Here is a 20,918-nt window from a genome sequence, read left to right on the forward strand (position 1 = left end):
TTCGGCCGACAGGACGCCCTTCAGCCGGGTCCGGGCTCCCTCGCGGGACGCCGGACCCGGCTGCTGTGCGCGGTTCGTCAGTGGACGGCCGGCGCGGGCGCCGGCTCGTCGGTCTCCGCGGCGTCCGGGTCGAAGTGCGCCGCTCCGCCCTTCGGGAGGGTGAACATGAGCAGGAAGGCCAGCACGGTGGTCCCCATGAAGGTCAGCAGGGAGACCTGGAAGGCGTCGGCGAACGTGAGCGCGGTCTGCTCCTGGCCGTGCTTGTCGATCAACGCGAGTACCTGCGGATCCTCCTCCTGCAGGGCCTGGCAGCTGGCCGGGGCGGCGCCCGGCTCCTTCTCGTTGGCCCGGTCCACCGAGCAGGTCCGGAAGGACGCCACGAGCTCGTCGATCCGGTCGGCGGACACGTGTGCGGCCAGCTCCTTGCGGAGGTCGTCCCCCACCCGGCCGGCGCTGTCCCCGGCGTACGAACCGAGTACGCCGAAGAACACGACGCTGACCAGGGCGGCACCGATGCCCGCACCGACCTGCTGCATGGTGTTGATCAGCGCGGAGGCGGAACCCGCGTCCTTGCGGGGCGCCTGGCTGAGCACGACCGCCGGGATCGGTGCGGTGACCCAGCCGAAGCCGATGCCGAAGAGCAGCAGCGGGACGGCCATCTGCCAGGTGCTGACACCGCTTCCGTAGTGGCCGACCACCCAGACGTAGCTGCCCAGCCCCAGCAGCGCGAGCAGGCTGCCGACCTGCATCAGCTTGCGCCCGTACTTCTCCGCCAGGAAGCCGAAGGACGTACCCGACGCCACGAAGGCACCGATGCAGAACGGCAGGGTGGTCAGACCCGCGTGGAGCGGGGTCCAGCCGAGGCCGAACTGCATGTAGATCGTCCAGGACAGGAAGAACACGCCGACGCCGCTGTAGAAGACGATCTGGACGGCGAGTCCGGAGACGAAGCTGCGGGCCTTGAACAGGCCCAGCGCCACCAGCGGCGAGCCGTCCTTGTCGGTCTTGAAGCGCTCGTACCACAGGAAGAAGGCGAACGCGGGGAGGGAGACCACCATCAGGACGAAGCCCCAGACCGGCCAGTCCAGTTCGCGGCCCTGCATGAGCGGGTAGACGAGCATCAGCAGCGCGACGGTGGCGATGACCACGCCGATCAGGTCGAGCCGGAGCGCCTGGGGGGACCTGGACTCTCGGATGACCCGCGCGCCCACCAGGAGTCCGATGATGCCCAGCGGAATGTTGATCAGGAAGATCAGCCGCCAGCCGAGCCCGAACAGGTCCCACTGGACCAGGACTCCGCCGAGGCTCAGGCCCGCGACCGCGGCGAGACCGGCGACGCCGCCGAACATGCCGAACGCCTTGCCGCGTTCCCGCGGCTCGAACGTGACATGGATGATGGCCAGGACCTGCGGCACCATGACGGCGGCCATGACGCCCTGGATCAGGCGCCCGGACACCAGCACGCCGGGGCTCTGGGCCACCGCGCACATCAGCGACGAGGCCGTGAAACCGGCGACGCCGGCCATGAAGACGCGCTTGCGTCCGTAGATGTCACCGAGCCGGCCACCGGTGATCAGGCCCACGGCGAACGCGAGGCCGTACCCGGCGGTGACCCACTGGAGCGCCGCGTAACCGGCGCCGAGGTCTTCCTGGATGGAAGGGATGGCGACGTTCACGACGGTGCTGTCGAGCAGATCCATGAAGGCGGCGACCAGGATCACGGCAAGCGCGATCCATCGCTTGGGGTCCGGGAGCGTGTCCCCGTTTTCCGGGCCTGTTCGATCCGCTGACCTGGAGTCAACAGACATGGCATACCTCTCATCTTGTTTCTTGAACGGTGAACAACCAAAGGTGTGCGGCCGCACACCGCTCCTCAGCCCTGTCGCATTCACCGTAGGGAGATGAACTCGACGTTCGGTCGAATTTCACTGTGGGCCTTTTCCCGCCACTGTCCGACGGGTTGACTTATTTCATTCCCCCTGCAAGACCGCACGCAGATACCGGGCGGTGTGGCCGGAGCCGGCCGCGACCGTTTCCGGCGAGCCCGCGGCCGCCAGCCGGCCACCCCCGCTGCCCCCCTCGGGGCCGATGTCGATGACCCAGTCCGCCGTCTTGATCACATCGAGACTGTGCGTCACGGTGACCACCGTGTGGCCCTTGTCGACCAGCTGGTGAAGGATCGTCAGCAGCCGGTCGATGTCACTGGAGTGCAGTCCGGTCGTGGGCTCGTCGAGCAGATAGAGCGTGCTGCGTCCGGCGCGGCGCTGGAGTTCGTTCGCCAGTTTGATCCGCTGCGCCTCGCCGCCCGACAGCGTGTTCGCCGGCTGCCCCAGCCGCAGATAACCCAGACCGACATCACAGAGCACATCGAGCGGCTTACCGATCGCGGGGACGTCGGCAAAGAATTCCGCCGCATCCTCGATGGGCATTTCGAGCACATCTCCGATATTTTTCCCGCGGTAATGCACCCGGAGCGTGTCCTCGTCGTACCGGCGCCCTTCGCACTCGTCGCAGAGCAGGAACACATCCGGCAGGAAATACATTTCGACCCGTACGTGCCCGTCGCCCGCGCAGACCTCGCAGCGGCCGCCCGGGGAGTTGAACGAGAACCGGCCGGGCTTGTAGCCCAGCGCCTTGGCCTCGTCCGTCTGGGCGAACAGCTTGCGGACGTTGTCGAGGATGCCGGTGTACGTCGCGGGGGTCGACCGGCCCGAGCGGCCGATGGGGTCCTGGTCGACCTTGATCACCCGGTCGATCAGCTCCAGCCCGGCCACCGCGTCATGCGCGCCCGGCGCCGGGGCCTCACCGCCCAGGGCGCGCTCGGCGCTCCGGTAGAGGATCGAGTCCACCAGCGTGGACTTGCCCGCTCCCGAGACCCCGGTGACGGCGATGAAGGAGCCCAGCGGGAAGGAGACGTCGAACCCGGTCAGGTTGTGCTCCCGGGCGCCGCGGACCACGATCTCGTGGCCGGGGCGCGGCGTACGGCGCCGGTCGGGCACCCGGATGCCGCGGCGGCCGCTGACGTACCCGCCGGTGGGTGAGGTGTCGTGGTCGAGCAGTTCTCGTACCGTGCCGGAGAAGAGCAGTTCACCGCCGTGCACTCCGGCGCCGGGCCCGAGCTCCACCACCCAGTCCGCCGCCCGGATCAGATGGTGGTCGTGCTCCACCACGATGACCGTGTTCCCCTGGTCGCGGAGGGTCCGCAGGCTGGACAGCAGATGCTCGCCGTCCTTGGGGTGCAGGCCCGCCGTGGGCTCGTCGAGCACGTACAGCAGGCCGAACAGCTGGGTACCGAGCAGGCCGGCCAGCCGGATGCGCTGGGCCTCGCCGCCGGAGAGGGAGGCCGCGGGCCGTTCCAGGGTCAGGTAGCCGAGCCCCACCTCGTTGAGGAAGCCCAGCCGTGCGGTGGTCTCGTCGACGGCCTGGGCGACGACCGCCCGGTCCCGGTCGGCGACCTCCAGGCCCCGGAAGAACTCCAGGCACTGCGCGAAGGACATCGCGCCGACCTCGGCGAAGTTCCGGCCGGCCACCCGCACAGCGAGCTGCGCCTTCGACAGCCGTGCTCCGCCGCACTCCGCGCACCCCACCGGGTGCATGAAGCCTTCGAGCCGGCTCGCGCCGCGCTCGGTCACCACATTGCGGTAGCGGTGGAGCAGCCAGGGCACCACACCCGTGAACTCGACCTCCTTGACGCGCTCCACGCCCTTCCCGGGCCGGCGGAGCTTCACCTGGATCCCGGTGCCGTGCAGCAGCGTGTGGCGCAGCTCCTCGGGCAGCGTCCGCCAGGGCTGGTCGACGCTGTGGCCGGCCTCCGCCACCAACACCGCCACCACCTCGCGGATCTGGTCGGCGATCGGATGCATCCAGGGCTCCACGGCGCCGCCCGCGATGGTCCGTTCGGGATCGGGTACGAGGGAGTCGAGGTCGACCTCGGCCTGCGTTCCCAGACCCTGGCAGCCCTGGCACTGGCCGAAGGGCAGGTTGTACGAGAAGCCCCGGCTGGTCATCTCCGGGACCGCGGTCCCATGGCCGTCCGGGCAGCGGAGCCCCTCGCCGCCGCCGGTCAGGACGGCGTCGCAGAGCAGGCAGTGCGGGATGCCGATACGGGCGTACACCACGCGCATCAGGTCGTAGATCTCGGTGACCGTGCCCACGGTGGAACGCGGGCTGCGCGAACCGGAGGAGCGCTGGTCCACCGCGACGGCGGAGCACATCCCCGAGATCCGCTCCACCTCCGGCTGCGCCATCTCGTTGAGGAACTGCCGGGCGTACGAGGACATCGACTGGACCTGGCGGCGCTGCCCCTCGGCGAAGATGGTGCTGAAGGCCAGCGACGACTTGCCCGAGCCGGAGACCCCGGTGAACACCGTGAGGGTCCGGTGCGGGAGTTCGACGTCGACGCCCCTCAGGTTGTGCTCCCTGGCGCCGACCACGACGAGCTTCTCCGGGAGTTGCCCTGATGCGGGCCGCTCGGTGGCGAGCTGTCCCAGCGGGTCGATTACCGTCATAGACCTCTTCCTTCCGGTGTGAACCACCACCGTGGCAGCCGGGCCTCGACACTCACTCGACCCGCTGCCCAGCCGCCCGGCCACCCGGACTCCAGTACGGATCCACTTCTCCGGGCGATCCTCGTCCCACGTACTGAGGAGGGTTCCGCCATGACCACACAGGCCGTCACGTCCGGACCGGAAGCCGGTGCTCCGGTGTTCCCGTACAAGCGCAAGTGCCCGTTCTCCCAGCCCGAGGAGTACGGGCCGATGATGGAGAAGGCCGCGATATCCAAGGTCAAGCTGATCACCGGCATCGAGGTCTGGGCGGTGACCGGGTACGAGAACATCCGTCAGCTGCTGATGGACCCGAGGATCAGCTCCTCGCGCAAGCACGAGAACTTCCCCTTCTACTTCCAGGCGCCGCCGGAGTTCCGCACCGAGACCTCCTTCATCGGGTACGACGCGCCCGAGCACACCACCACCCGCCGCAAGGCCGCGGTCACCTTCACCAACCGCCGGGTGCAGCGGCTGCGCGAGAACATCGCCAAGAACGTGGACGAGCGGCTCGACGCGCTGATCGCCGCCGGCTCCCCGGCCGACCTGCACGCGATCGTCTCGCTGCCGGTCCCGATGACCCTCATCTGCGAACTGCTCGGCGTCCCCTACGAGGACCACGCCTTCTTCGCCGAGCACGGCACCAACCTGCTGGGCGGGCACAGCTCGGCCGAGCAGCGCCAGGCGGCCATGGTGGAGGTCGGCGCGTACCTGGAGAAGCTCGTCGACCTCAAGGAGCGCGAGCCCGCCGACGACCTGATCAGCCGGGCGATCGTCGCCTACAAGGAGTCCGGCGAGGAGTACACCAGGCGGGACCTGGTCAACCTCTGCCGGCTGCTGATGAACGGCGGCCACGAGACCACCGCCAACATGATCTCGCTGTGCACCATGGCCCTGCTGCGCAACCCGGAGCAGCTGGAGCAGCTCAAGGCCGATCCCGAGCTGATCGGCCCGGCCATCGAGGAGCTGGTCCGCTACATCACCATCGGTGACCTGGCCATCCCCCGGGTCGCGCTGGAGGACATCGAGATCGACGGTGTGACCATCAAGAAGGGTGACGGCATCCTCTGCTTGAGCCTGACCGCCAACCGCGATCCGAAGGTCTTCGACCGCCCCGACGAGCTGATCCTCTCCCGGGGCACCCGCCGCCACCTCGGCTTCGGTCACGGCGCGCACTACTGCATCGGCGCCGACCTGGCCCGCGTGGAGCTGGAGATCGCCATCACCAAGATCTTCGAGCGGCTGCCCAACCTCCAGCTGGCGGTGCCCTTCGAGGACATCAGGACCAAGGAGGGCTCGGTCGTCTACGGCGTGTGGGCGCTGCCCGTCACGTGGTGATCGCCGCCTGCGGGGCAAGGGAGAGGAGAGGCCCATGGGGGGCCCGCTGCGAGGAGTGCGCGTCGTCGAGCTGACCGGCATCGGCCCCGCGCCGTTCGCCTGCATGTTCCTGGCGGACCTCGGCGCGGACGTGGTGCGGGTGGACCGGACGGACGGCGTACGGCCGTACGCCGACGAGCACCGGGTGTTCGACCGGGGGCGCCGCTCGGTGGCGCTGGACCTGAAGGACCGGCGCGGGGTGGATGCCCTGCTGCGGCTCACGGCTCGCGCCGACGTCCTGGTGGAGGGCTACCGGCCGGGGGTCGCCGAGCGCCTGGGCATCGGCCCGGAGGACTGCCGGGCCGACAATCCCGGCCTGGTCTACGCCCGGATGACCGGCTGGGGGCAGGACGGGCCGCTGGCCCAGGCTCCCGGCCACGACATCAACTACCTCGCCCTGTCAGGCGGGCTCGCCGCCATCGGGCGCGGTGAAGGGCCGCCCGCCGTCCCGCTCAATGTGATCGGGGACTTCGCCGGCGGTGGTCTGCTGCTCGTCGCCGGTGTGCTCGCCGCACTGCTGGAGCGGGGCCGTTCCGGGCGCGGTCAGGTGGTGGACGCGGCCATCACGGACGGCACCGCCGCGCTGTTCGGGATGCTGATGTCGATGACGGCGTCGGGCAACTGGCGTCCCCGGCTCGCCGCCAACCTGCTCGACGGCGGGGCACCGTACTACGACGTCTACACCTGCGCCGACGGGCGGTACATGGCCGTCGGTGCCATGGAGGAGCCCTTCTACCGCGAGCTGCTCGCCGGTCTCGGGCTGGCCCCCGAGTCGCTGCCCGACCGTGCCGACGCGGCCAACTGGCCGGCGCTGCGGGCGCTGTTCGCCGAGCGGTTCGCCGGCCGTACGCGGGACGAGTGGACCGCGCTGTTCGAGGGGACGCAGGCGTGTGCGACGCCCGTCCTGGACGTCACCGAGGCCGCCGCGCACCCGCACCACCGGGAGCGCGGCACCTATGTGACCGGGGACGGCGAACTCCAGCCGGCCCCCGCCCCACGGTTCTCCGCGACCCCGCCACGGCTCCCGGACCCCGCCCCACGGCCCGGCGGGCACACGGAGGAGGTCCTGTTCGAGTGCGGGCTGACGCCCGCCGACGTCAGACAGCTGATCGCGGACGGGGTGGCCATGAGCCCCGCGACGACCACGAGGTGAGCACCGGTGAAACTGGACGACATCTACCTACGGGCCACCGGCGTGCGCTTCCCCGCTCTGCTGCCGGTGGCCGACGCCATCGCCTCCGGTGCGTGCACGCCCCAGCTCGTGGCCCGTACGGACGTGGAGTCGGTCTCGGTCTCACTGGGCGAGTCCGCCGCCGAGATGGGCGTGGCCGCGGCGCGCAGCGCGCTGGCACGCGCCGGGTCCACCGGGGCCGAGGTCGGCCTGATCCTGCACGCCGACACCTACCACCAGGGGCACGACGCCTGGCCCGTCGCCTCGTACATCCAGCGGGAGACGCTCGGCAACACCTGCCCGGCCATCGAGATCAAGCAGATGTCCAACGGTGGCATCGCCATGCTGGACCTGGCCGCCGCGTATCTGAAGGGCCTGCCACGGGCCGGCGACGCGCTGCTGAGCACCGCCGACCGCTACTGCCTGCCCGGCTTCGACCGCTGGCGGACCGACCCCGGAACCCCCTACGCCGATTCCGGCACGGCTGTGGTGCTGTCCCGGCGCGGCGGCTTCGCCCGGGTGCTGTCGCTGGCGATGTACTCCGACTCGGCGCTGGAGCCGATGCACCGGGGCGACGACCCGTTCGGGGACGCGCCGTTCGCGAACCGGATGCCGGTGGACTTCGAGGCCGCCAAGCGGTCGTTCATGAAGGAGTTCGGCCTCTCCTTCGCCATCAGCCGGGCCAATGCCGGCCAGCAGGTGGTGGTCAAGGAGGCCCTCGCCGACGCCGGGCTGGAACTGCCGGACGCGGACTGGGTGCTGCTGCCGCACTTCGGGCGCCGCAGGCTCAACTCCATCTACTTCGAGCAGTTCGGCATCGACCCGGCGAAGACGACCTGGGAGTTCAGCCGTACGGTCGGACACCTGGGCGCGGGCGACCAGTTCGGCAGCCTGGACCACCTGGTGGTCTCCGGCCGGGCCAGGCCGGGCGACCGGGTGGTGCTGGTGGGGGTGGGCGGCGGCTACAGCTGGGGCGCCGCGGTGCTGGAGATCCTGGACGTCCCCCGCTGGGACTAGCAGCGGCACGTCGGCGGCGGTACGCGGAAGGGGCCGGTCACGGGCGACCGGCCCCTTCCGCGTACCCGTACGGCTCAGTCCTCCGGGATCGCCGGGGCGGGATGGGCGCCCGGCACGCTCACCCGGGCCGGCGGGAGGACCCCGTCCACCAGGTAGCCCTCGACGTACGCCTCCAGCTGGGGGTTGGCGCCGCTGAGCACGTAGACCTCGTGGTCACCGGAGTCCTCCACCGTGATCAGGTGGTGGCCGAGCAGCTCGGCCATGGCGACCCCGCCCTCGTGGTCGTCCAGCGGGTCGCCGTCGGCCTGCACGATCAGGCCCACCGGGTAGCCGTCCCGGGCCGGGACGGTCGGCGGCTCGGGGGACTCGAAGGTACGGAAGGCACCCACCCAGGGCGCCGCGCGCAGCACGCCGTGGCCGAACGGGTATTTCTCCCGGCATTTACGCATGTCCGCGTAGTACGTCTCCAGGTCGGCCGGCCACTCGGTCTCCAGCGTGACCGCCTCCAGCACGCTCTGGCGCACCTGCTCGTTGGCCCGCGCGCCCCAGCCGCCGGTGCTGTGCCGGGCCAGCAGGGTGCCCGCCCGCTCGGCGTCGCCCTGACCCGTCGCGGCCAGCAGCCCGCCGACCAGCAGGCCCAGCTTCTCCCACGCCGAGCGGTCGGTGGCCAGGCTGCCCACGGTGCCGTCGAAGGAGGTGCGGGCGTGCGTGCCGTGCGGCTGGGCTTCGAGCCGGGCGGCGACCCGCTCCACGGCCGCGAAGACCTCGTGCGCCGTGGTGCCCAGGCCGAAGTGGCCGTCGCGGCGGGCGGTCCACTCCGACCACCGGTCCACATTGGCGCGGACCGCGGCGGCCTGGGCCAGGAACTGCCGGCGCCAGGTCCAGCCGGGGTGCACGCACGAGTCGAGGACGCTGCGGTCGAGGCGCGCGGGGAACATCGTCCCGTACACCACGCCCACGTAACTGCCGTAGGCGTAGCCCAGGAAGCTGATCCGGTCCTCCCCCAGAGCCGCCCGGATGGCGTCCATGTCCCTGGCGGTGTTGCGGGTGTTGATGTGGGGGCGCAGGGTGCCGCCCGCGCGCCGGCAGCCCTGCTCCCGCTCGTACATGTCGGCGGCCATCGCCGTGAACACGTCGTCGGACGGCCGGGAGTCGAAGGGCGCGGTGGTCGGTGTGACCTCGATGCACAGCTGGGTGGAGGCGCCGGTGCCTCGGGGGTCGAAGCCGATGAGGTCGTAGACGTCGGCCAGCGGGGTGTCGTACAGCCGGCCGGGCAGGTCGCGGCCCTGGCCGCCGTCGCCTCCGGGACCGCCGCTGACGCCCAGCAGGATGCCGCGCCGGCGCACGGGGTCCTTGGCCCGCAGCCGGCTGACGGCGATCGAGACGCGCTCGCCGCCCGGGTCGGTGTAGTCGAGCGGGACGTCGAGTGTCGCGTACTCCAGGCGCTCGTCGGGCCCTGCGGCCGTCCATTCGAGCCGCTGGGTGGTCTGCAACATGGGGCCTCCGTCGGGGTCCAAGAGCGTCATGTGTACGACCCAGGGTCGGATGGCGCTCTCGAAGCGGCCTGGAGCGGCGCTGCCTGGGCCCGGCCCGGTTCGAGAAGCCCTCCAGCACCTCCCCAGCGTCCGGCCGCACGGTGGGGAGGTGGTACGGCTGCCCGACATCGCGGAGGACCTCACATGGCCAAGATCACTTACCGGCATCCGGACGGGACCGTCACGGTGCTCGAAGTCCCCAACGGCAACTCGGTGATGCGCGGCGCGGTCATCAACGGCGTCCGGGGCATCGTGGGCGAGTGCGGTGGCGGAGCCATGTGCGGGACCTGCCACGTGTACATAGCCGAGGACTCCACGGCACCGCTCCCGCCGATGCCCGAGATCGAGCACGAGCTGCTCCACACGACCGCCTGCGAGCGGCGCGACAGCAGCCGTCTGAGCTGCCAGCTCCCGGTCACCGACGACATCGACGGCCTGGTCGTGGACATGCCGGAGCGGCAGCTGTGAGCGCCTCCGGGCCCGTGGTCGTGGTGGGCGGCGGCCAGGCCGCTTGCACGGTCGCCGCCGCGCTGCGCGAGGGCGGCTGCCGGGCCCCGGTCACCCTGGTCGCGGGCGAGGGGGTCCTCCCCTACCAGCGCCCGCCGCTGTCCAAGGACTTCCTGGGCGGGTCCGGGGGCGGCTTCGAGGACGTGGTCCTGCGTACCCGTTCGTTCTACGACGAGCAGGGCATCGACGTGATCGCGGGCGATCCGGCGGTCGCCGTCGACCGGGCGGGGCGCGGGGTCGTGCTCGGCTCGGGCCGGCGACTGCCGTACGAGCGGCTGGTCCTGGCCCTCGGCGCGCGACCGCGGACCCTGGACGTGCCGGGGGCCGGACTGGACGGCGTCCTGACCCTGCGTACCGTCGCCGACGCCCGGGAGGTACGCCGGCGGCTGGAGCCGTGCCGGCGGCTGGTCGTCGTCGGCGCCGGGTTCATCGGCCTGGAGGTGGCCGCGGCGGCGGCCAAGCGGGGCGTGCCGGCCATGGTGGTCGAGACGCAGCCCCGGGCCATGGCGCGGGCGCTGAGCGAGACGTCCGCCGCGCACCTGGTCGCGGAACACCGGGCCCACGACACCCAGTTCCGCTTCGGCCGCCGGGTGACGGGCTTCCTGGGCGACCTGCGGGGGCGGGTGCGCGGGGTGGCGCTGGACGACGGTGTGGTGCTGCCCGCCGATCTCGTGGTCGTCGGTGTCGGCGTACGGCCCCACACCGCTCTGGCCGAGGACGCGGGGCTGGTCACCGACGACGGGATCGTGGTCGACGCGTATCTGCGTACCAGTGATCCGGCGATCAGCGCCGTCGGGGACTGCGCCCGTCATCCGAGCGCTCCGGACGGGGGGACGGAGCGCCTGGAATCGGTGCGCCCGGAGTCGGTACGCCTGGAGTCGGTACGCCTGGAGTCGGTGCAGAACGCCACCGACACGGCCCGGGCCGTCGCCGCCGACATCTGCGGGAACCCGGTGCCGTACCGGGCCGTTCCCCGGTTCTGGACCACGCAGCACACCGCCAGTGTGCAGATCGCCGGACTGACGGCCGGGTACGAGGAGACGGTGGTCACAGGCGCCCTGGCGGCCGGGCGGTTCTCCGTGCTGTGCTTCGGCGGGGGCCGGCTGCTGGGGGTGGAGTCGGTGAACCGGCCCGCCGACCACATGGCGGCCCGCAGGCTGCTGGCGACGGACGCGGGGCTCACCGCGCGGGAGGCCTCGGCCGAGGGCTTCGACCTGATGGCCCGGTCCCGGACGGCGGCCATGGTCTGACGCTCCACGCGGAACACAGCGGGGCCGGTCCGAAGCGGACCGGCCCCTTGACGTCGCGGCACCCTACGCGTCGGCGAACAGGGCCTCGGAGTAGTTGCGGGCCGCCTTCGTGATGTCGAAGCGCAGCGCCACATGGCTGGTGGCCGCCGTGACGTCCCGCCAGAACCGTTGCAGCGGGCCCGACTCGGTGAGTCCGGCGGTGCCGGCCGCCCGCAGCAGACCGGTCAGCGCGTCGGCGACCAGCTCCCCGGAGAACGAGGCGTTGCGCTGGTTGCGGGCCATGAACTCGGGGGTGAACGCCCGGGCGTCGATGACCTGGGCGTTCTGTTCCACGAGGTGCCGGGCGGCGTCGATCCGGCCCGACGCGCGGACCAGTTCGACCTCGGCGGCGTCGAAGCGCTTCTTGTTCGCGAGCCCGGCCGCGGCCGCCTTCAGTGCCCCCTGGGCCGCGCCGACGGCGGGACCGATGAAGGTCAGCGCGCCGGACGCCTGGAAGGGGACGTTGTGGGTGGGCTGGGTGGACCAGCTGTTGCGGCCGGTCTCCATGTCGGCGCGGGCGAAGGACAGATGCGAGGGGACGTACGCCCCGGAGACCACCACGGTGTGGCTGCCGGTCGCCCGCATGCCCGCGCAGTCCCAGCTCTCGACCGTCTCGAACGAGCCCCGGGGGAGGGCGAAGAACCGCAGTTCCGGGGGGCCTTCGCCGGCCACCGCGCCACACAGCAGCACCCAGTCCGCGAAGTCCACACCGCTGATGTACGACCACGAGCCGCTCAGCCGCCACCCGCCGTCGGCGGCCTGCGCCCTGCCGGAGGGCACCAGGCCGGTGGCGATGAAGGCGTCGGGGCCGCCGCCCCACAGCTCCTCGTGCCCCGCCTCGGGCAGGTGGGCGGCGAAGCGCGAGGAGGCGGCCAGCAGGGAGGCGCACCAGCCGGTCGACGCGCATGCCTGGGAGACGGTGAGCACACCGCCGACCAGTTCGGTGAAGGTGCCGTCGGTGCCGCCCCAGCGGGAGGACACGAAGTGGCGGGCGAAGCCGGCCTCGCGCAGCCCCGCCACCACGTCGGGGGCGAGCCGGCGGGTGGTGTCGGCGTCGGCCGCGTGCTGGGCCGCCAGGTGGGAGAGTTTCTCGGCCACCGCCCCCAGTCCGGTGTCGAGTTCAGCAACAGGCATCGGTGTGTCCTCCTCGCGGGATGGGTCGTGCGGAACGTCCAGCGCCGTCGGTGCCGTACCGGGTACGGCACCGGCGGCGCGGGCCGGGTGGGGCGTTCACGAGAGCCGGGCCACGGCCGTGCCGGTGTGCTTGCCCTTCAGCAGCGCGATCATCGCCTCCGGCAGCGCGGCCACCCCGCCTTCGATGACGGTGTGCGGGAAGCTCGCCTTCCCCTCGCTCAGCCAGGTGCTGAACTGCGCGTTCCAGCCCTCGATCTGGTCCGGGGTGTGCAGGGTGGCGAAGCCGCGCAGGGTCAGCTCCCGGGGGATCAGGCCCGCGAGGTCGAGGCGGGGCGAGGCGCCTTCGTGGTCGCCGTGCTGCCCGGCGAGCGAGCCGCAGAGGGCGAATCGGGCGCCGGGGGCCGCGACCCGCACGGCCGCCTCGAACTGTTCGCCGCCGACGTTGTCGAAGAAGACGTCGATGCCCTTCGGAGCCAGCTCGCGCAGCCGCTCGGCGACCGGGCCGTCGTGGTAGTCGAAGGCCGCGTCGTACCCGGCCTCCTCGGTCAGGAAGTCGATCTTCTCCTTGGAGCCGGTGCTGCCGATGACCTTCCCGGCGCCCAGGGCCTTGGCGATCTGCCCGGCCAGGCAGCCGACGCCGCTGGTCGCACCGGACACGAAGACCACATCGCCCTCCCGCACCTGGGCGATGTCGACCATGCCGCGCCATGCCGTCGGGCCATTGGACAAGAAGTACTCGGCGGACGGAAGCTGTGCCCGGTCCCGCTTGAAGAAGCCCCCGGCGTGGCCCACGGCGTACTCGCGCCAGCCGTTGAAGTGCTCCACCAGGTCGCCCACGGCCAGGTCGGGGCTGTGGGACGCGACGACCGTGCCGACGGTGCGGCCCCACATGGCCTGGCCGAGCTGGAACACCGGGATCGGGATGTCGGTGGCGGGCCGCATCTGGTCGCGGTAGACCGTGCCGAGCGACATCCAGTCGTTGCGTACGACCACCTGTCCCTCACCGGGCTCACCGAGTTCGACCTCGGCGACCTCGAAGTTCTCCAGGGTGACCTCGTCCCCGGGATAGGAGACCAGCCGTACTTCCCGGCTCTTCGGGGGGATGACCTCGCTGGTCATGGGCTCTCCTTCGAGTTGACGTGCGCCTCGGCTGCCTGGTGCGCAGCCCGCTGACGACGGTAGGAGCGGGGCCTCGAACAGGGGTCGCCCGGAACTCGACCGGGTGGGAGGAGCGATGCCCGGCCCGCTGGAGCGCCGCTCCAGCGGCGCTGTGGGCGGCGCCCGCACGGTGGTCCCGTGCGGCCGCTGTCGGGATGCGGCACGCCGTCCCAGCCGAAGGAGTTGTGCCGTGTCGCAGACCGCGCAAGCCCCCGCCGTGGCCCCCGTCGTCAGTGCGGACCTCTACGTGGAGGTGCAGAGTTTCTACGCCCACCAGATGCCGCTGCTGGAAGGACGGGATCTGGAGTCGTTCGCCGGCACCTTCACCGACGACTGCGTCTTCGGTTACGAGGGCGCCTGGCAACTGGAGGGCCGTGAGGCCCTGATCGGCGGGATGCGGGCCGCCATCCCCCGGTACGGGACCAGCACGATCCGGCACTGGTTCGACGGCTGGCGGATCGAGCCGCTCGCCGACGGCACCGTGCGGGTCACCGCCACCGCGCTGGTCAGCGTCACCGACGAGGAGGGGGCGGTGACCTTCGAACCGAGCTGTACGGTCACGGACGTGCTGGTGCGCACCGAGGACGGGCTGCGCACCCGGTCCCGCCTCATCCGCCACGACCTGGACGACCCGGGCCGCTACTTCGCCCGGCTGGCCGCGAGCCAGGCGTAAGCCGAGCCCGGGAAGCCCCGGGGCGGGGACGCGCTCCCCGCCCCGGGAGACCGGCGGATCACGCCGGGCTCAGCAGGCCCGTGCCGACGTAGTTCTCCGCCAGTGCGGTCGCCGCGGCCCTGGACCGGCACACATACTCCAGCCGGGAGAGCTGCGCGCGGTCGTCGAACTCCCCGGCCGGGCCCTCCTGCCGGTGCAGCAGGGTGGTCATCCAGGCGGAGAAGTCCTGGGCCCGCCAGATGTGCCGGAGGCAGGTGGCGGTGTACGAGTCGAGCAGGGCCGGGTCGCCCGAGCGGTAGTGGGCGGTCAGCGCGCGGGCGAGCACCCGGGCGTCGGCGACGGCCAGGTTGAGTCCCTTGGCGCCGGTGGGCGGGACGATGTGCGCCGCGTCCCCGGCCAGCAGCAGCCGGCCGTGGCGCATCTCGCCGGAGACGAAGCTGCGCATGCCCGTGACGCTCCGGTCGACGATCTCGCCCTCGTCGAGCGGCGGGCCGTCGTCGGTGGAGAGCCGGATCCGCAGTTCCTTCCAGATCCGCTCGTCGGGCCAGTCGGTGGTCTCGGTGCCGGGCTCCACCTGGAGGTAGAAGCGGCTCAGCTGCGGGGAGCGCATGCTGTGCAGGGCGAACCCGCGCTCGTGCCGGGCGTAGACGAGCTCCTCGGCGGACGGCGGCACGGCCGCCAGGACGCCCAGCCAGGCGTACGGGTAGTCGCGCTGGTACGTCGGCAGACAGCCGGGCCGTACCGCGGCCCGGCTCACTCCGTGGAAGCCGTCGCAGCCGGCGATGAAGTCGCAGCGCAGCTCGTGCTCGCCCGCCGCCGTACGGTAGGTGATCACCGGCGAGGCGGAGTCGGTGCCCGCGACGGCGGTGACCTCGGCGCCGAACTCCAGGGGGGCGCCGAGGGACCGGCGCAGATCGATGAGGTCGGCGACGACCTCCTGCTGCCCGTACACCGTGATGGCCCGGCCGCCCGCCAGCCGGCTCACCGGGATGCGGTGGCTGCGGCCGCCGAAGCGGAGTTCGATGCCGTGGTGGACCAGGCCCTCGCGCAGCAGGCGCTCTCCGGCGCCCGCCTCGCACAGGGCCTCCACGGTGGCCGGTTCCAGCACGCCTGCGCGTATCCGGCTCCGTACGTATGCCTCGTCCTGGCGTTCCAGCACGACGGTGTCGACGCCCTGGCGGTGGAGCAGCTGCGCCAGCAGCAGTCCGGCCGGGCCCGCGCCGATGATTCCCACCTGGGTACGCATACGTCCTCTCCTTCGGTTCATGCGCCGGCCACCGCGAACACGGCACGGCCGGTGGACTCCTCGGCGGGGGTTCGGGCGAAGCTCTGCCGGATCCGGCCGGCCGCGGCGAGCAGCACCGGCAGACAGCCCTTGGCGTCCGGGAACGCGGCGACGCTCAGGCCAACGGCGGCGACGGCGGTACCGTCACCGCGCGTCACCGGCACGGCCACCGAGCACATGCCGGGCCGCACCGCATCGGCGAGGACCGCGCAGCGGCGCCGCCGGATCTCGGCGAGCCGCGGGCGCGGTCCCGGCGCGTCGGGGCCGCCGCCGTGCGCGAGCAGCACCAGGCCCGCGGCGGAGCGCTCCAGCGGGACCCGCATGCCCACCACGCCGGGCGGGCCGCCCGTGCGGCGGCTGCCCAGGTGCTCGATGTAGACCACGTCGGAGCCGTCCGGCACGGCGAGGTGCACATCGGTGCGGGTGACCTCGTACAGCATCTGCAGGTACGGCAGCGCGCTCTCGCGCAGCCGGGTGCGGGTCACCGAGAGGGTGCCCAGTTCCCACAGCCGCAGCCCGACCCGGTACCGGCCGTCCGGGCCGCGTTCGAGCGCGCGCCACGCCACGAGCTCGGCGAGGATGCGGTGGGCGGTGGCCAGCGGCAGCCCGGTGCGCCGGGCGATGTCCGACAGCGACAGATGCTGGTGGGCCATGTCGAAGGCCCCGAGTATGGCCAGTGCGCGACTGGTGACCGAGGCGCCCGCCTCCCGTGTGTTTCCCGCCATCCTGGCCCCATTTCCGCAGCACACCCCGACGATTTGGCGGCACTCATCGTGGGGCGCGGTCCTCAAGACCCGCTGGGGCAGTGGTCAACGCGCCCCGTGCACTCGTCATGGGGCCTCAAGCCGCGCTCCAGGAACGGCTGTTGTTCTGCCCTGCGAATCGACCCAGAACGCTACGGAGGGCTGGCATGACCGTTGACACAGGCTTTCTTCGTGAACATGCGCCACAGGGTTCGCCGGTTCCCGACGAACTGGCGTACCGGTGTCGCGCACTCACCGCCGGTCAGCAGCCCGAGTGGCCCGACCGGCAGGCCCTGGACACCGCCGTGGGCCAACTCTCGCAGGCGCCCGGTCTGGTCACCGCGGAGGAGGTGCGGCAACTGCGCCTCGTCCTGGCCGAGGTGGCGGGCGGCGCCTACCACGTCATTCAGTCCGGGGACTGCGCCGAGGACCCGGCCGAATGCACCCCCGCCCACCTGTCCAGAAAGGCCGCGCTGCTGGACGCGCTGGCGGGCGTGATGAAGCTCGGCACCGGCAAGCCGGTGGTGCGGGTGGGCCGGGTGGCGGGTCAGTTCGCCAAACCACGGTCCAGTCCGGTGGAACAGGTCGACGGTCAGGAACTGCAGGTCTTCCGCGGGCACCTGGTCAACAGTCCGAGGCCGGCGCCCGACCTGCGCGTCCCGGATCCGGCCCGGCTGCTGACCGGTTACCACGCCGCCAAGGACGCCACCGCGTATCTGCGTGGTGGCGGCGGACGGCAGCCTCGGGTGGACGCGCCCCTGTGGACCAGCCACGAGGCGCTGCTGCTGGACTACGAACTGCCGCTGGTACGCCGTGAGTCGAGCGGCCGCCTGCTGCTGACCTCCACCCACTGGCCGTGGATCGGTGAGCGCACCCGGCAGCTGGACGGCGCCCATGTGGAGCTGCTGGCCTCGGTGGTCAACCCGGTGGCCTGCAAGGTCGGTCCGTCGATGACGCCGGAGGAGTTGCTGCGGCTGTGCGAGCGGCTCGATCCCGACCGTACCCCGGGGCGGCTGACGCTGATCTCCCGCATGGGCCACCGGGTGCTGCCGCAGAAGCTGCCCGGGCTGGTCGACGCGGTGCGCTCGGCGGGGCATCCGGTGATCTGGCTGTGCGACCCGATGCACGGCAACACCGTGAAGGCCCCGGGCGGGCTCAAGACCCGGTTCGTGGACAGCGTGGTCCGCGAGGTCCGGGAGTTCCGGGCCGCCGTGTCGTCGATGGGCGGGGTGGCCGCCGGGCTCCACCTGGAGACCACGCCGGACGCGGTGCACGAGTGCGTCCGTGGTGAGGCGGAGCTCGACGAGCTCGGGTCCGCGTACACGAGCCTGTGCGACCCCAGGCTCAACCCGCAGCAGGCGCTCGACGTCGTCGCGGCCTGGCGCTGAATTGCCCGCCGCAGGTGAGGAGAGGGAGTCATGACCATGGAGCAGGTGGGCTTGGAGTCGGGTACGCCGGCGGCGGGGTCCGCGGCGACGAAGATGCTGCTGGCCGCGGACGGTTCCACCACCGTCCTCCTGGAGGCGTGGTTCTCCACGGACCTCAGCACCGTCATCGACTTCCAGGGGCCGCGCGGAGCGATCGGTCTGGCCGAGGAGATCCGTGACGCCCTGGGGCTGGTGGCGGACGAACCCGTGATCGAGCGGTTCTCGCGGCTCATCACCCCGGAAGGGGAGGTGATGAGCGTGAACCGCGTCATCCTGAGCGAGGAGAACGCCGGCCTGCTGCTGCCACCGCCCGGTGTGCCGATCGGGCACCACCTGGCCCGCAACGGGCTGTCGGGCACCCGTCGCATGATCGACGCGGGGGACGGACGGTGGAACCCCGGCAACATCCCGTGCTCCCGCAAGGAGTACGTGATCAGCTGCAATCCGCGGATGCGCATCTATGTGCACGAGCGGTTCAACCCGCTGTGGGTCCCCGCCCCGGAACCGGCCCGCGTCTGAGCCGCTTCTCCTGCGGCGCCGCACCGGCGCCCCGGTCCTTCCCTCCGCGGAAGACCGGGGCGCCGGTGCGGCTCCTGTCAGCGCGCGCCGTCGATCTCCATGACCACGGCTTTGGGCTCGGTGAAGAACTCCCGGCTGAAGGTGCCGCCTTCACGGCCCACACCCGAGTCGCCGGCCCCGCCGAAGGGTGCGCGCAGATCGCGGACGAAGAAGCAGTTCGTCCAGACCGTCCCCGCCCTCAGGGCGCCCGCGACCCGGTGGGCGCGGTGCAGATCGTCGGTGAACACCATGGCGTTCAGGCCGAACCGGGTGGCGTTGGCCTCCCGTACCGCCTCCGCCTCGTCCGTGAAGGGGGCGACGGTGACGACCGGTCCGAAGACCTCCTCGTGCCAGATCGCCGCCGACCGGGGAAGTCCGGTGACGGTGGTCGGCAGGACCGTCCAGCCCTCACCGCCGCCCGCCGACAGCAGCTTTCCGCCGGCCCGCTCGGCGCCCTCCAGGTACGAGCTGACCTTCGCGTGGTGCTCGGCGGAGGACAGCGGGCCGATCCGGGTCGCCGGGTCCCGCGGATCTCCCGGGAGGAGCCGCGCGGCCGCGCCGGTGAACCGGTCCAGGAACTCCTCGTACACCTCCCGCTGTACGTACAGCCGGCTGCCGGCCAGGCACACCTGGCCCGCGTTGGCGAAGGCCGCCTGGACCGACCAGTGCACGGCCCGTTCCAGGTCCGCGTCGGCGAAGACGAGGTTGGCGCCCTTGCCGCCGAGTTCCAGGCTCACCGGGATGAGGTTGCGGGCCGCGTTCGCGGCGATGGCCCGGCCGGTGCCGGACTCGCCCGTGAAGGTGATCCGGTCCACGCCCGGATGGGAGACGAGCCGCTCCCCCACCGAGCCCGGGCCGAAGCCGTGCACGACGTTGAGCACACCCGGCGGGATGCCGGCCTCCAGGGCCAGCCCGGCGAGCAGGGTCGCCGAGGCCGGGGACTGCTCGGCGGGCTTCAGGATCACCGTGTTGCCCCACGCCAGCGCCGGGGCGACCTTCCAGGAGGCCAGCATCAATGGGAAGTTCCACGGGGAGATGGCCACGACCACGCCCGCGGACTCGTACCGGGTGTAGATGTGGTGGCCGCCCTCGGCGGGATAGGTCTCGGCGGGGGTGAGCCGGGCGTGGTCGGCGAAGAAGCGGAAGTTGGCGGCGGTGCGCGGGACGTCCTTGGCCCGGGCGTCGGCCACCGGCTTGCCCATGTCGCGGGAGTCGGCGAGGGCCAGCTCCCCGGCGTGCTCCTCGATCAGGTCCGCGAGCCGGTTCAGCAGCCGGCCGCGCTCCCCGGCGGACATCCGGGGCCAGGGACCTTCGTCGTACGCCGCGCGGGCGGCGGCCACGGCCCGTTCGACGTCCTCGGCGCCTCCCGAGGCGGCCTCGGCCCACGGCCGGCGGGTCCAGGGGTCGACGGAGGCGAACCGGGCGCCGTCCGCCGACTCCGTCCGCTCCCCGCCGATGACATGGGGGAACCACTCCACAGCGGCGCTCATGCGCTCGCCCTCCGCTCCTCTATCGTCATGTCGCCCGCGGACCAGTGCGCGGCGGGCACTTCCCTGATGACCACGCGGATGGCGTCGTCGGGCGCGCCGACCGAGTCCCGTACGGCCGCGTGGAGCCGGTGCAGCAGTTCCCTCAGCTGCTTTCCGTCGCGTCCCCGCACCAGCGTGACCTCCACCAGCGGCATCTCACGCCTCCAGGGTCACGGCGCCGAGGGAGGTGTAACGGGCGGTCACCCGGCTGCCCGGCCCGACCGGGACGGCGTCGGTCAGCGCGCCGGAGAGCACGATCCAGCCGGGCTCCAGGGCCAGCCCGCGGGCGCCGAGGGAGTTCGCGGCCAGCGCGAGGGCGGCCGCGGGGTCGCCCTGTACGGCGGCTCCGGTGGCCCGGTCGACGACCCGGCCGTCCACCTCCAGCTCGCAGGCCTCGCGGACCAGGTCCGTGTCGCCCGGGGCGCGTACCAGGGAGCCCACGACGAAGGCGGCCGACGAGGCGTTGTCGGCGACCACGTCGGGCAGCGTGAAGCGGAAGTCCCGGTAGCGGCTGTCGATCACGTCGAGCCCGGCGCGGACCTCGCCGACCGCGCGCAGCGCGGTCTCGGGGGTCACCCCGGGCCCCGACAGCCGCTCCCGCATCACGAACACGATCTCCGGTTCGACCCGGGGGTGGATCAGCCTCTTCAGCGGTACGGGGTCGCCCTCGGCCAGCATCATGCTCTCGGTCAGCCAGGCGGTCAGCGGGGCGTCCACGCCCATCCGGCGCTGTTTGGCGGCGGAGGTCAGGCCGAGCTTCACCCCGACCAGCCGGTCTCCGCCGGCCGTTCTGCGGCGCAGGGTCTCGTCCTGCACGGCGTAGGCCGTAGCCAGGTCGAGCCGCGGCCACTGGTCGGTCAGCGGCGGTCGGTCGGTCGCCGACCGCTCGGCGTCAAGCAGCAGGCCGGCGGCCTGCTCGACAGTCAACATGGTCGGTCCCCTCCGGGGTTCGGCGCACAGGTCCGCCCCGA

The 20,918-nt window shown here is 72.2% G+C and carries 18 protein-coding genes; 8 read left to right on the forward strand and 10 right to left on the reverse strand.

Annotated elements, in window-relative coordinates:
• Window positions 1-77 precede the first annotated feature (77 nt).
• Together AMK26_RS33935 and uvrA are read right to left on the reverse strand one after the other, a co-directional pair.
• Window positions 78-1,721: an MFS transporter gene (locus tag AMK26_RS33935; protein ID WP_073759849.1), complete on the reverse strand. Its 1,644-nt coding sequence runs from the start codon at window positions 1,719-1,721 to the stop codon at window positions 78-80.
• A gap of 249 nt (window positions 1,722-1,970) precedes the next feature.
• The gene (gene uvrA / locus AMK26_RS33940) at window positions 1,971-4,508 is read right to left on the reverse strand and encodes an excinuclease ABC subunit UvrA (protein WP_073759851.1); all 2,538 of its coding nucleotides are present in this window, start codon (window positions 4,506-4,508) and stop codon (window positions 1,971-1,973) included.
• 150 nt (window positions 4,509-4,658) lie between these two features.
• On the opposite strand from uvrA, the gene AMK26_RS33945 reads away from it, so the two are divergent.
• Genes AMK26_RS33945 through AMK26_RS33955 form a run of 3 tightly spaced genes read left to right on the forward strand, consistent with a single transcriptional unit; the run spans window position 4,659 to window position 8,109 of the window.
• The gene (locus AMK26_RS33945; protein ID WP_073759852.1) at window positions 4,659-5,882 is read left to right on the forward strand and encodes a cytochrome P450; all 1,224 of its coding nucleotides are present in this window, start codon (window positions 4,659-4,661) and stop codon (window positions 5,880-5,882) included.
• 34 nt (window positions 5,883-5,916) lie between these two features.
• Entirely contained in the window at window positions 5,917-7,074 is a 1,158-nt protein-coding gene (locus tag AMK26_RS33950; protein ID WP_073759854.1) for a CaiB/BaiF CoA transferase family protein, read from the forward strand.
• A 6-nt stretch (window positions 7,075-7,080) separates the two neighbouring features.
• A complete protein-coding gene (locus AMK26_RS33955; protein WP_073759856.1) occupies window positions 7,081-8,109 on the forward strand; it encodes a ketoacyl-ACP synthase III family protein in 1,029 nt (342 codons plus the stop codon).
• A gap of 74 nt (window positions 8,110-8,183) precedes the next feature.
• Here the strand turns inward: AMK26_RS33955 and AMK26_RS33960 are convergent, their stop codons facing one another.
• Window positions 8,184-9,605 carry an alpha/beta fold hydrolase gene (locus AMK26_RS33960; RefSeq protein WP_073759858.1) on the reverse strand — a complete coding sequence of 474 codons (1,422 nt, stop codon included), beginning with the start codon at window positions 9,603-9,605 and terminating at the stop codon, window positions 8,184-8,186.
• Window positions 9,606-9,788: 183 nt separating this feature from the next.
• Here AMK26_RS33960 and AMK26_RS33965 point away from each other — a divergent pair, with 183 nt between their 5' ends.
• Entirely contained in the window at window positions 9,789-10,112 is a 324-nt protein-coding gene (locus AMK26_RS33965) for a 2Fe-2S iron-sulfur cluster-binding protein (protein WP_073759860.1), read from the forward strand.
• Complete coding sequence (locus tag AMK26_RS33970; RefSeq protein ID WP_073759862.1) at window positions 10,109-11,401, forward strand: NAD(P)/FAD-dependent oxidoreductase; 1,293 nt, start codon at window positions 10,109-10,111, stop codon at window positions 11,399-11,401. Before AMK26_RS33965 ends, AMK26_RS33970 begins: the two co-directional genes overlap by 4 nt.
• Before the next feature lie 63 nt (window positions 11,402-11,464).
• Here AMK26_RS33970 and AMK26_RS33975 read toward each other — a convergent pair whose 3' ends face one another.
• Window positions 11,465-12,574 carry a hypothetical protein gene (locus tag AMK26_RS33975; RefSeq protein WP_073759864.1) on the reverse strand — a complete coding sequence of 370 codons (1,110 nt, stop codon included), beginning with the start codon at window positions 12,572-12,574 and terminating at the stop codon, window positions 11,465-11,467.
• Window positions 12,575-12,670: 96 nt separating this feature from the next.
• Window positions 12,671-13,693: an MDR family NADP-dependent oxidoreductase gene (locus tag AMK26_RS33980; RefSeq protein WP_073759866.1), complete on the reverse strand. Its 1,023-nt coding sequence runs from the start codon at window positions 13,691-13,693 to the stop codon at window positions 12,671-12,673.
• Between the two features lie 229 nt (window positions 13,694-13,922).
• On the opposite strand from AMK26_RS33980, the gene AMK26_RS33985 reads away from it, so the two are divergent.
• Window positions 13,923-14,405 (forward strand): nuclear transport factor 2 family protein, encoded by a 483-nt coding sequence (locus tag AMK26_RS33985; RefSeq protein ID WP_198944236.1) that lies wholly within the window; start codon window positions 13,923-13,925, stop codon window positions 14,403-14,405.
• Window positions 14,406-14,463: 58 nt separating this feature from the next.
• Here the strand turns inward: AMK26_RS33985 and AMK26_RS33990 are convergent, their stop codons facing one another.
• Window positions 14,464-15,651, reverse strand: coding sequence for a 4-hydroxybenzoate 3-monooxygenase (locus tag AMK26_RS33990; RefSeq protein ID WP_073759868.1), 1,188 nt, complete (start codon window positions 15,649-15,651; stop codon window positions 14,464-14,466).
• Window positions 15,652-15,668: 17 nt separating this feature from the next.
• Entirely contained in the window at window positions 15,669-16,415 is a 747-nt protein-coding gene (locus tag AMK26_RS33995; RefSeq protein ID WP_073759870.1) for an IclR family transcriptional regulator, read from the reverse strand.
• Window positions 16,416-16,600: 185 nt separating this feature from the next.
• Here AMK26_RS33995 and AMK26_RS34000 point away from each other — a divergent pair, with 185 nt between their 5' ends.
• Window positions 16,601-17,821 carry a 3-deoxy-7-phosphoheptulonate synthase gene (locus AMK26_RS34000; RefSeq protein ID WP_079277965.1) on the forward strand — a complete coding sequence of 407 codons (1,221 nt, stop codon included), beginning with the start codon at window positions 16,601-16,603 and terminating at the stop codon, window positions 17,819-17,821.
• A gap of 30 nt (window positions 17,822-17,851) precedes the next feature.
• Window positions 17,852-18,379 carry a hypothetical protein gene (locus AMK26_RS34005; RefSeq protein ID WP_073759872.1) on the forward strand — a complete coding sequence of 176 codons (528 nt, stop codon included), beginning with the start codon at window positions 17,852-17,854 and terminating at the stop codon, window positions 18,377-18,379.
• Between the two features lie 77 nt (window positions 18,380-18,456).
• On the opposite strand, the gene AMK26_RS34010 is transcribed toward AMK26_RS34005, so the two are convergent.
• The 3 genes from AMK26_RS34010 to AMK26_RS34020 are packed head-to-tail and all read right to left on the reverse strand — an operon-like array spanning window position 18,457 to window position 20,877.
• Window positions 18,457-19,908 carry an aldehyde dehydrogenase gene (locus AMK26_RS34010; protein ID WP_241838208.1) on the reverse strand — a complete coding sequence of 484 codons (1,452 nt, stop codon included), beginning with the start codon at window positions 19,906-19,908 and terminating at the stop codon, window positions 18,457-18,459.
• Window positions 19,905-20,102, reverse strand: coding sequence for a tautomerase family protein (locus AMK26_RS34015; protein ID WP_073759876.1), 198 nt, complete (start codon window positions 20,100-20,102; stop codon window positions 19,905-19,907). Before AMK26_RS34015 ends, AMK26_RS34010 begins: the two co-directional genes overlap by 4 nt.
• 1 nt (window position 20,103) lies before the next feature.
• The gene (locus AMK26_RS34020) at window positions 20,104-20,877 is read right to left on the reverse strand and encodes a 2-keto-4-pentenoate hydratase (RefSeq protein WP_073759878.1); all 774 of its coding nucleotides are present in this window, start codon (window positions 20,875-20,877) and stop codon (window positions 20,104-20,106) included.
• Window positions 20,878-20,918: the final 41 nt, after the last annotated feature.

Source organism: Streptomyces sp. CB03234, assembly GCF_001905885.1.
GTDB lineage: Bacteria > Actinomycetota > Actinomycetes > Streptomycetales > Streptomycetaceae > Streptomyces.

Coding starts and splice junctions, on each gene's coding strand:
- AMK26_RS33965 (WP_073759860.1), top strand. CDS start 9,789: ATGGCCAAGATCACTTACCGGCATCCGGACGGGACCGTCACGGTGCTC.
- AMK26_RS34000 (WP_079277965.1), top strand. CDS start 16,601: ATGACCGTTGACACAGGCTTTCTTCGTGAACATGCGCCACAGGGTTCG.
- AMK26_RS33960 (WP_073759858.1), bottom strand. CDS start 9,605: ATGTTGCAGACCACCCAGCGGCTCGAATGGACGGCCGCAGGGCCCGAC.
- AMK26_RS34015 (WP_073759876.1), bottom strand. CDS start 20,102: ATGCCGCTGGTGGAGGTCACGCTGGTGCGGGGACGCGACGGAAAGCAG.
- AMK26_RS33975 (WP_073759864.1), bottom strand. CDS start 12,574: ATGCCTGTTGCTGAACTCGACACCGGACTGGGGGCGGTGGCCGAGAAA.
- AMK26_RS34005 (WP_073759872.1), top strand. CDS start 17,852: ATGACCATGGAGCAGGTGGGCTTGGAGTCGGGTACGCCGGCGGCGGGG.
- AMK26_RS33945 (WP_073759852.1), top strand. CDS start 4,659: ATGACCACACAGGCCGTCACGTCCGGACCGGAAGCCGGTGCTCCGGTG.
- AMK26_RS33990 (WP_073759868.1), bottom strand. CDS start 15,651: ATGCGTACCCAGGTGGGAATCATCGGCGCGGGCCCGGCCGGACTGCTG.
- AMK26_RS34020 (WP_073759878.1), bottom strand. CDS start 20,877: ATGTTGACTGTCGAGCAGGCCGCCGGCCTGCTGCTTGACGCCGAGCGG.
- AMK26_RS33980 (WP_073759866.1), bottom strand. CDS start 13,693: ATGACCAGCGAGGTCATCCCCCCGAAGAGCCGGGAAGTACGGCTGGTC.
- AMK26_RS33995 (WP_073759870.1), bottom strand. CDS start 16,415: ATGGCGGGAAACACACGGGAGGCGGGCGCCTCGGTCACCAGTCGCGCA.
- AMK26_RS34010 (WP_241838208.1), bottom strand. CDS start 19,908: ATGAGCGCCGCTGTGGAGTGGTTCCCCCATGTCATCGGCGGGGAGCGG.
- AMK26_RS33950 (WP_073759854.1), top strand. CDS start 5,917: ATGGGGGGCCCGCTGCGAGGAGTGCGCGTCGTCGAGCTGACCGGCATC.
- uvrA (WP_073759851.1), bottom strand. CDS start 4,508: ATGACGGTAATCGACCCGCTGGGACAGCTCGCCACCGAGCGGCCCGCA.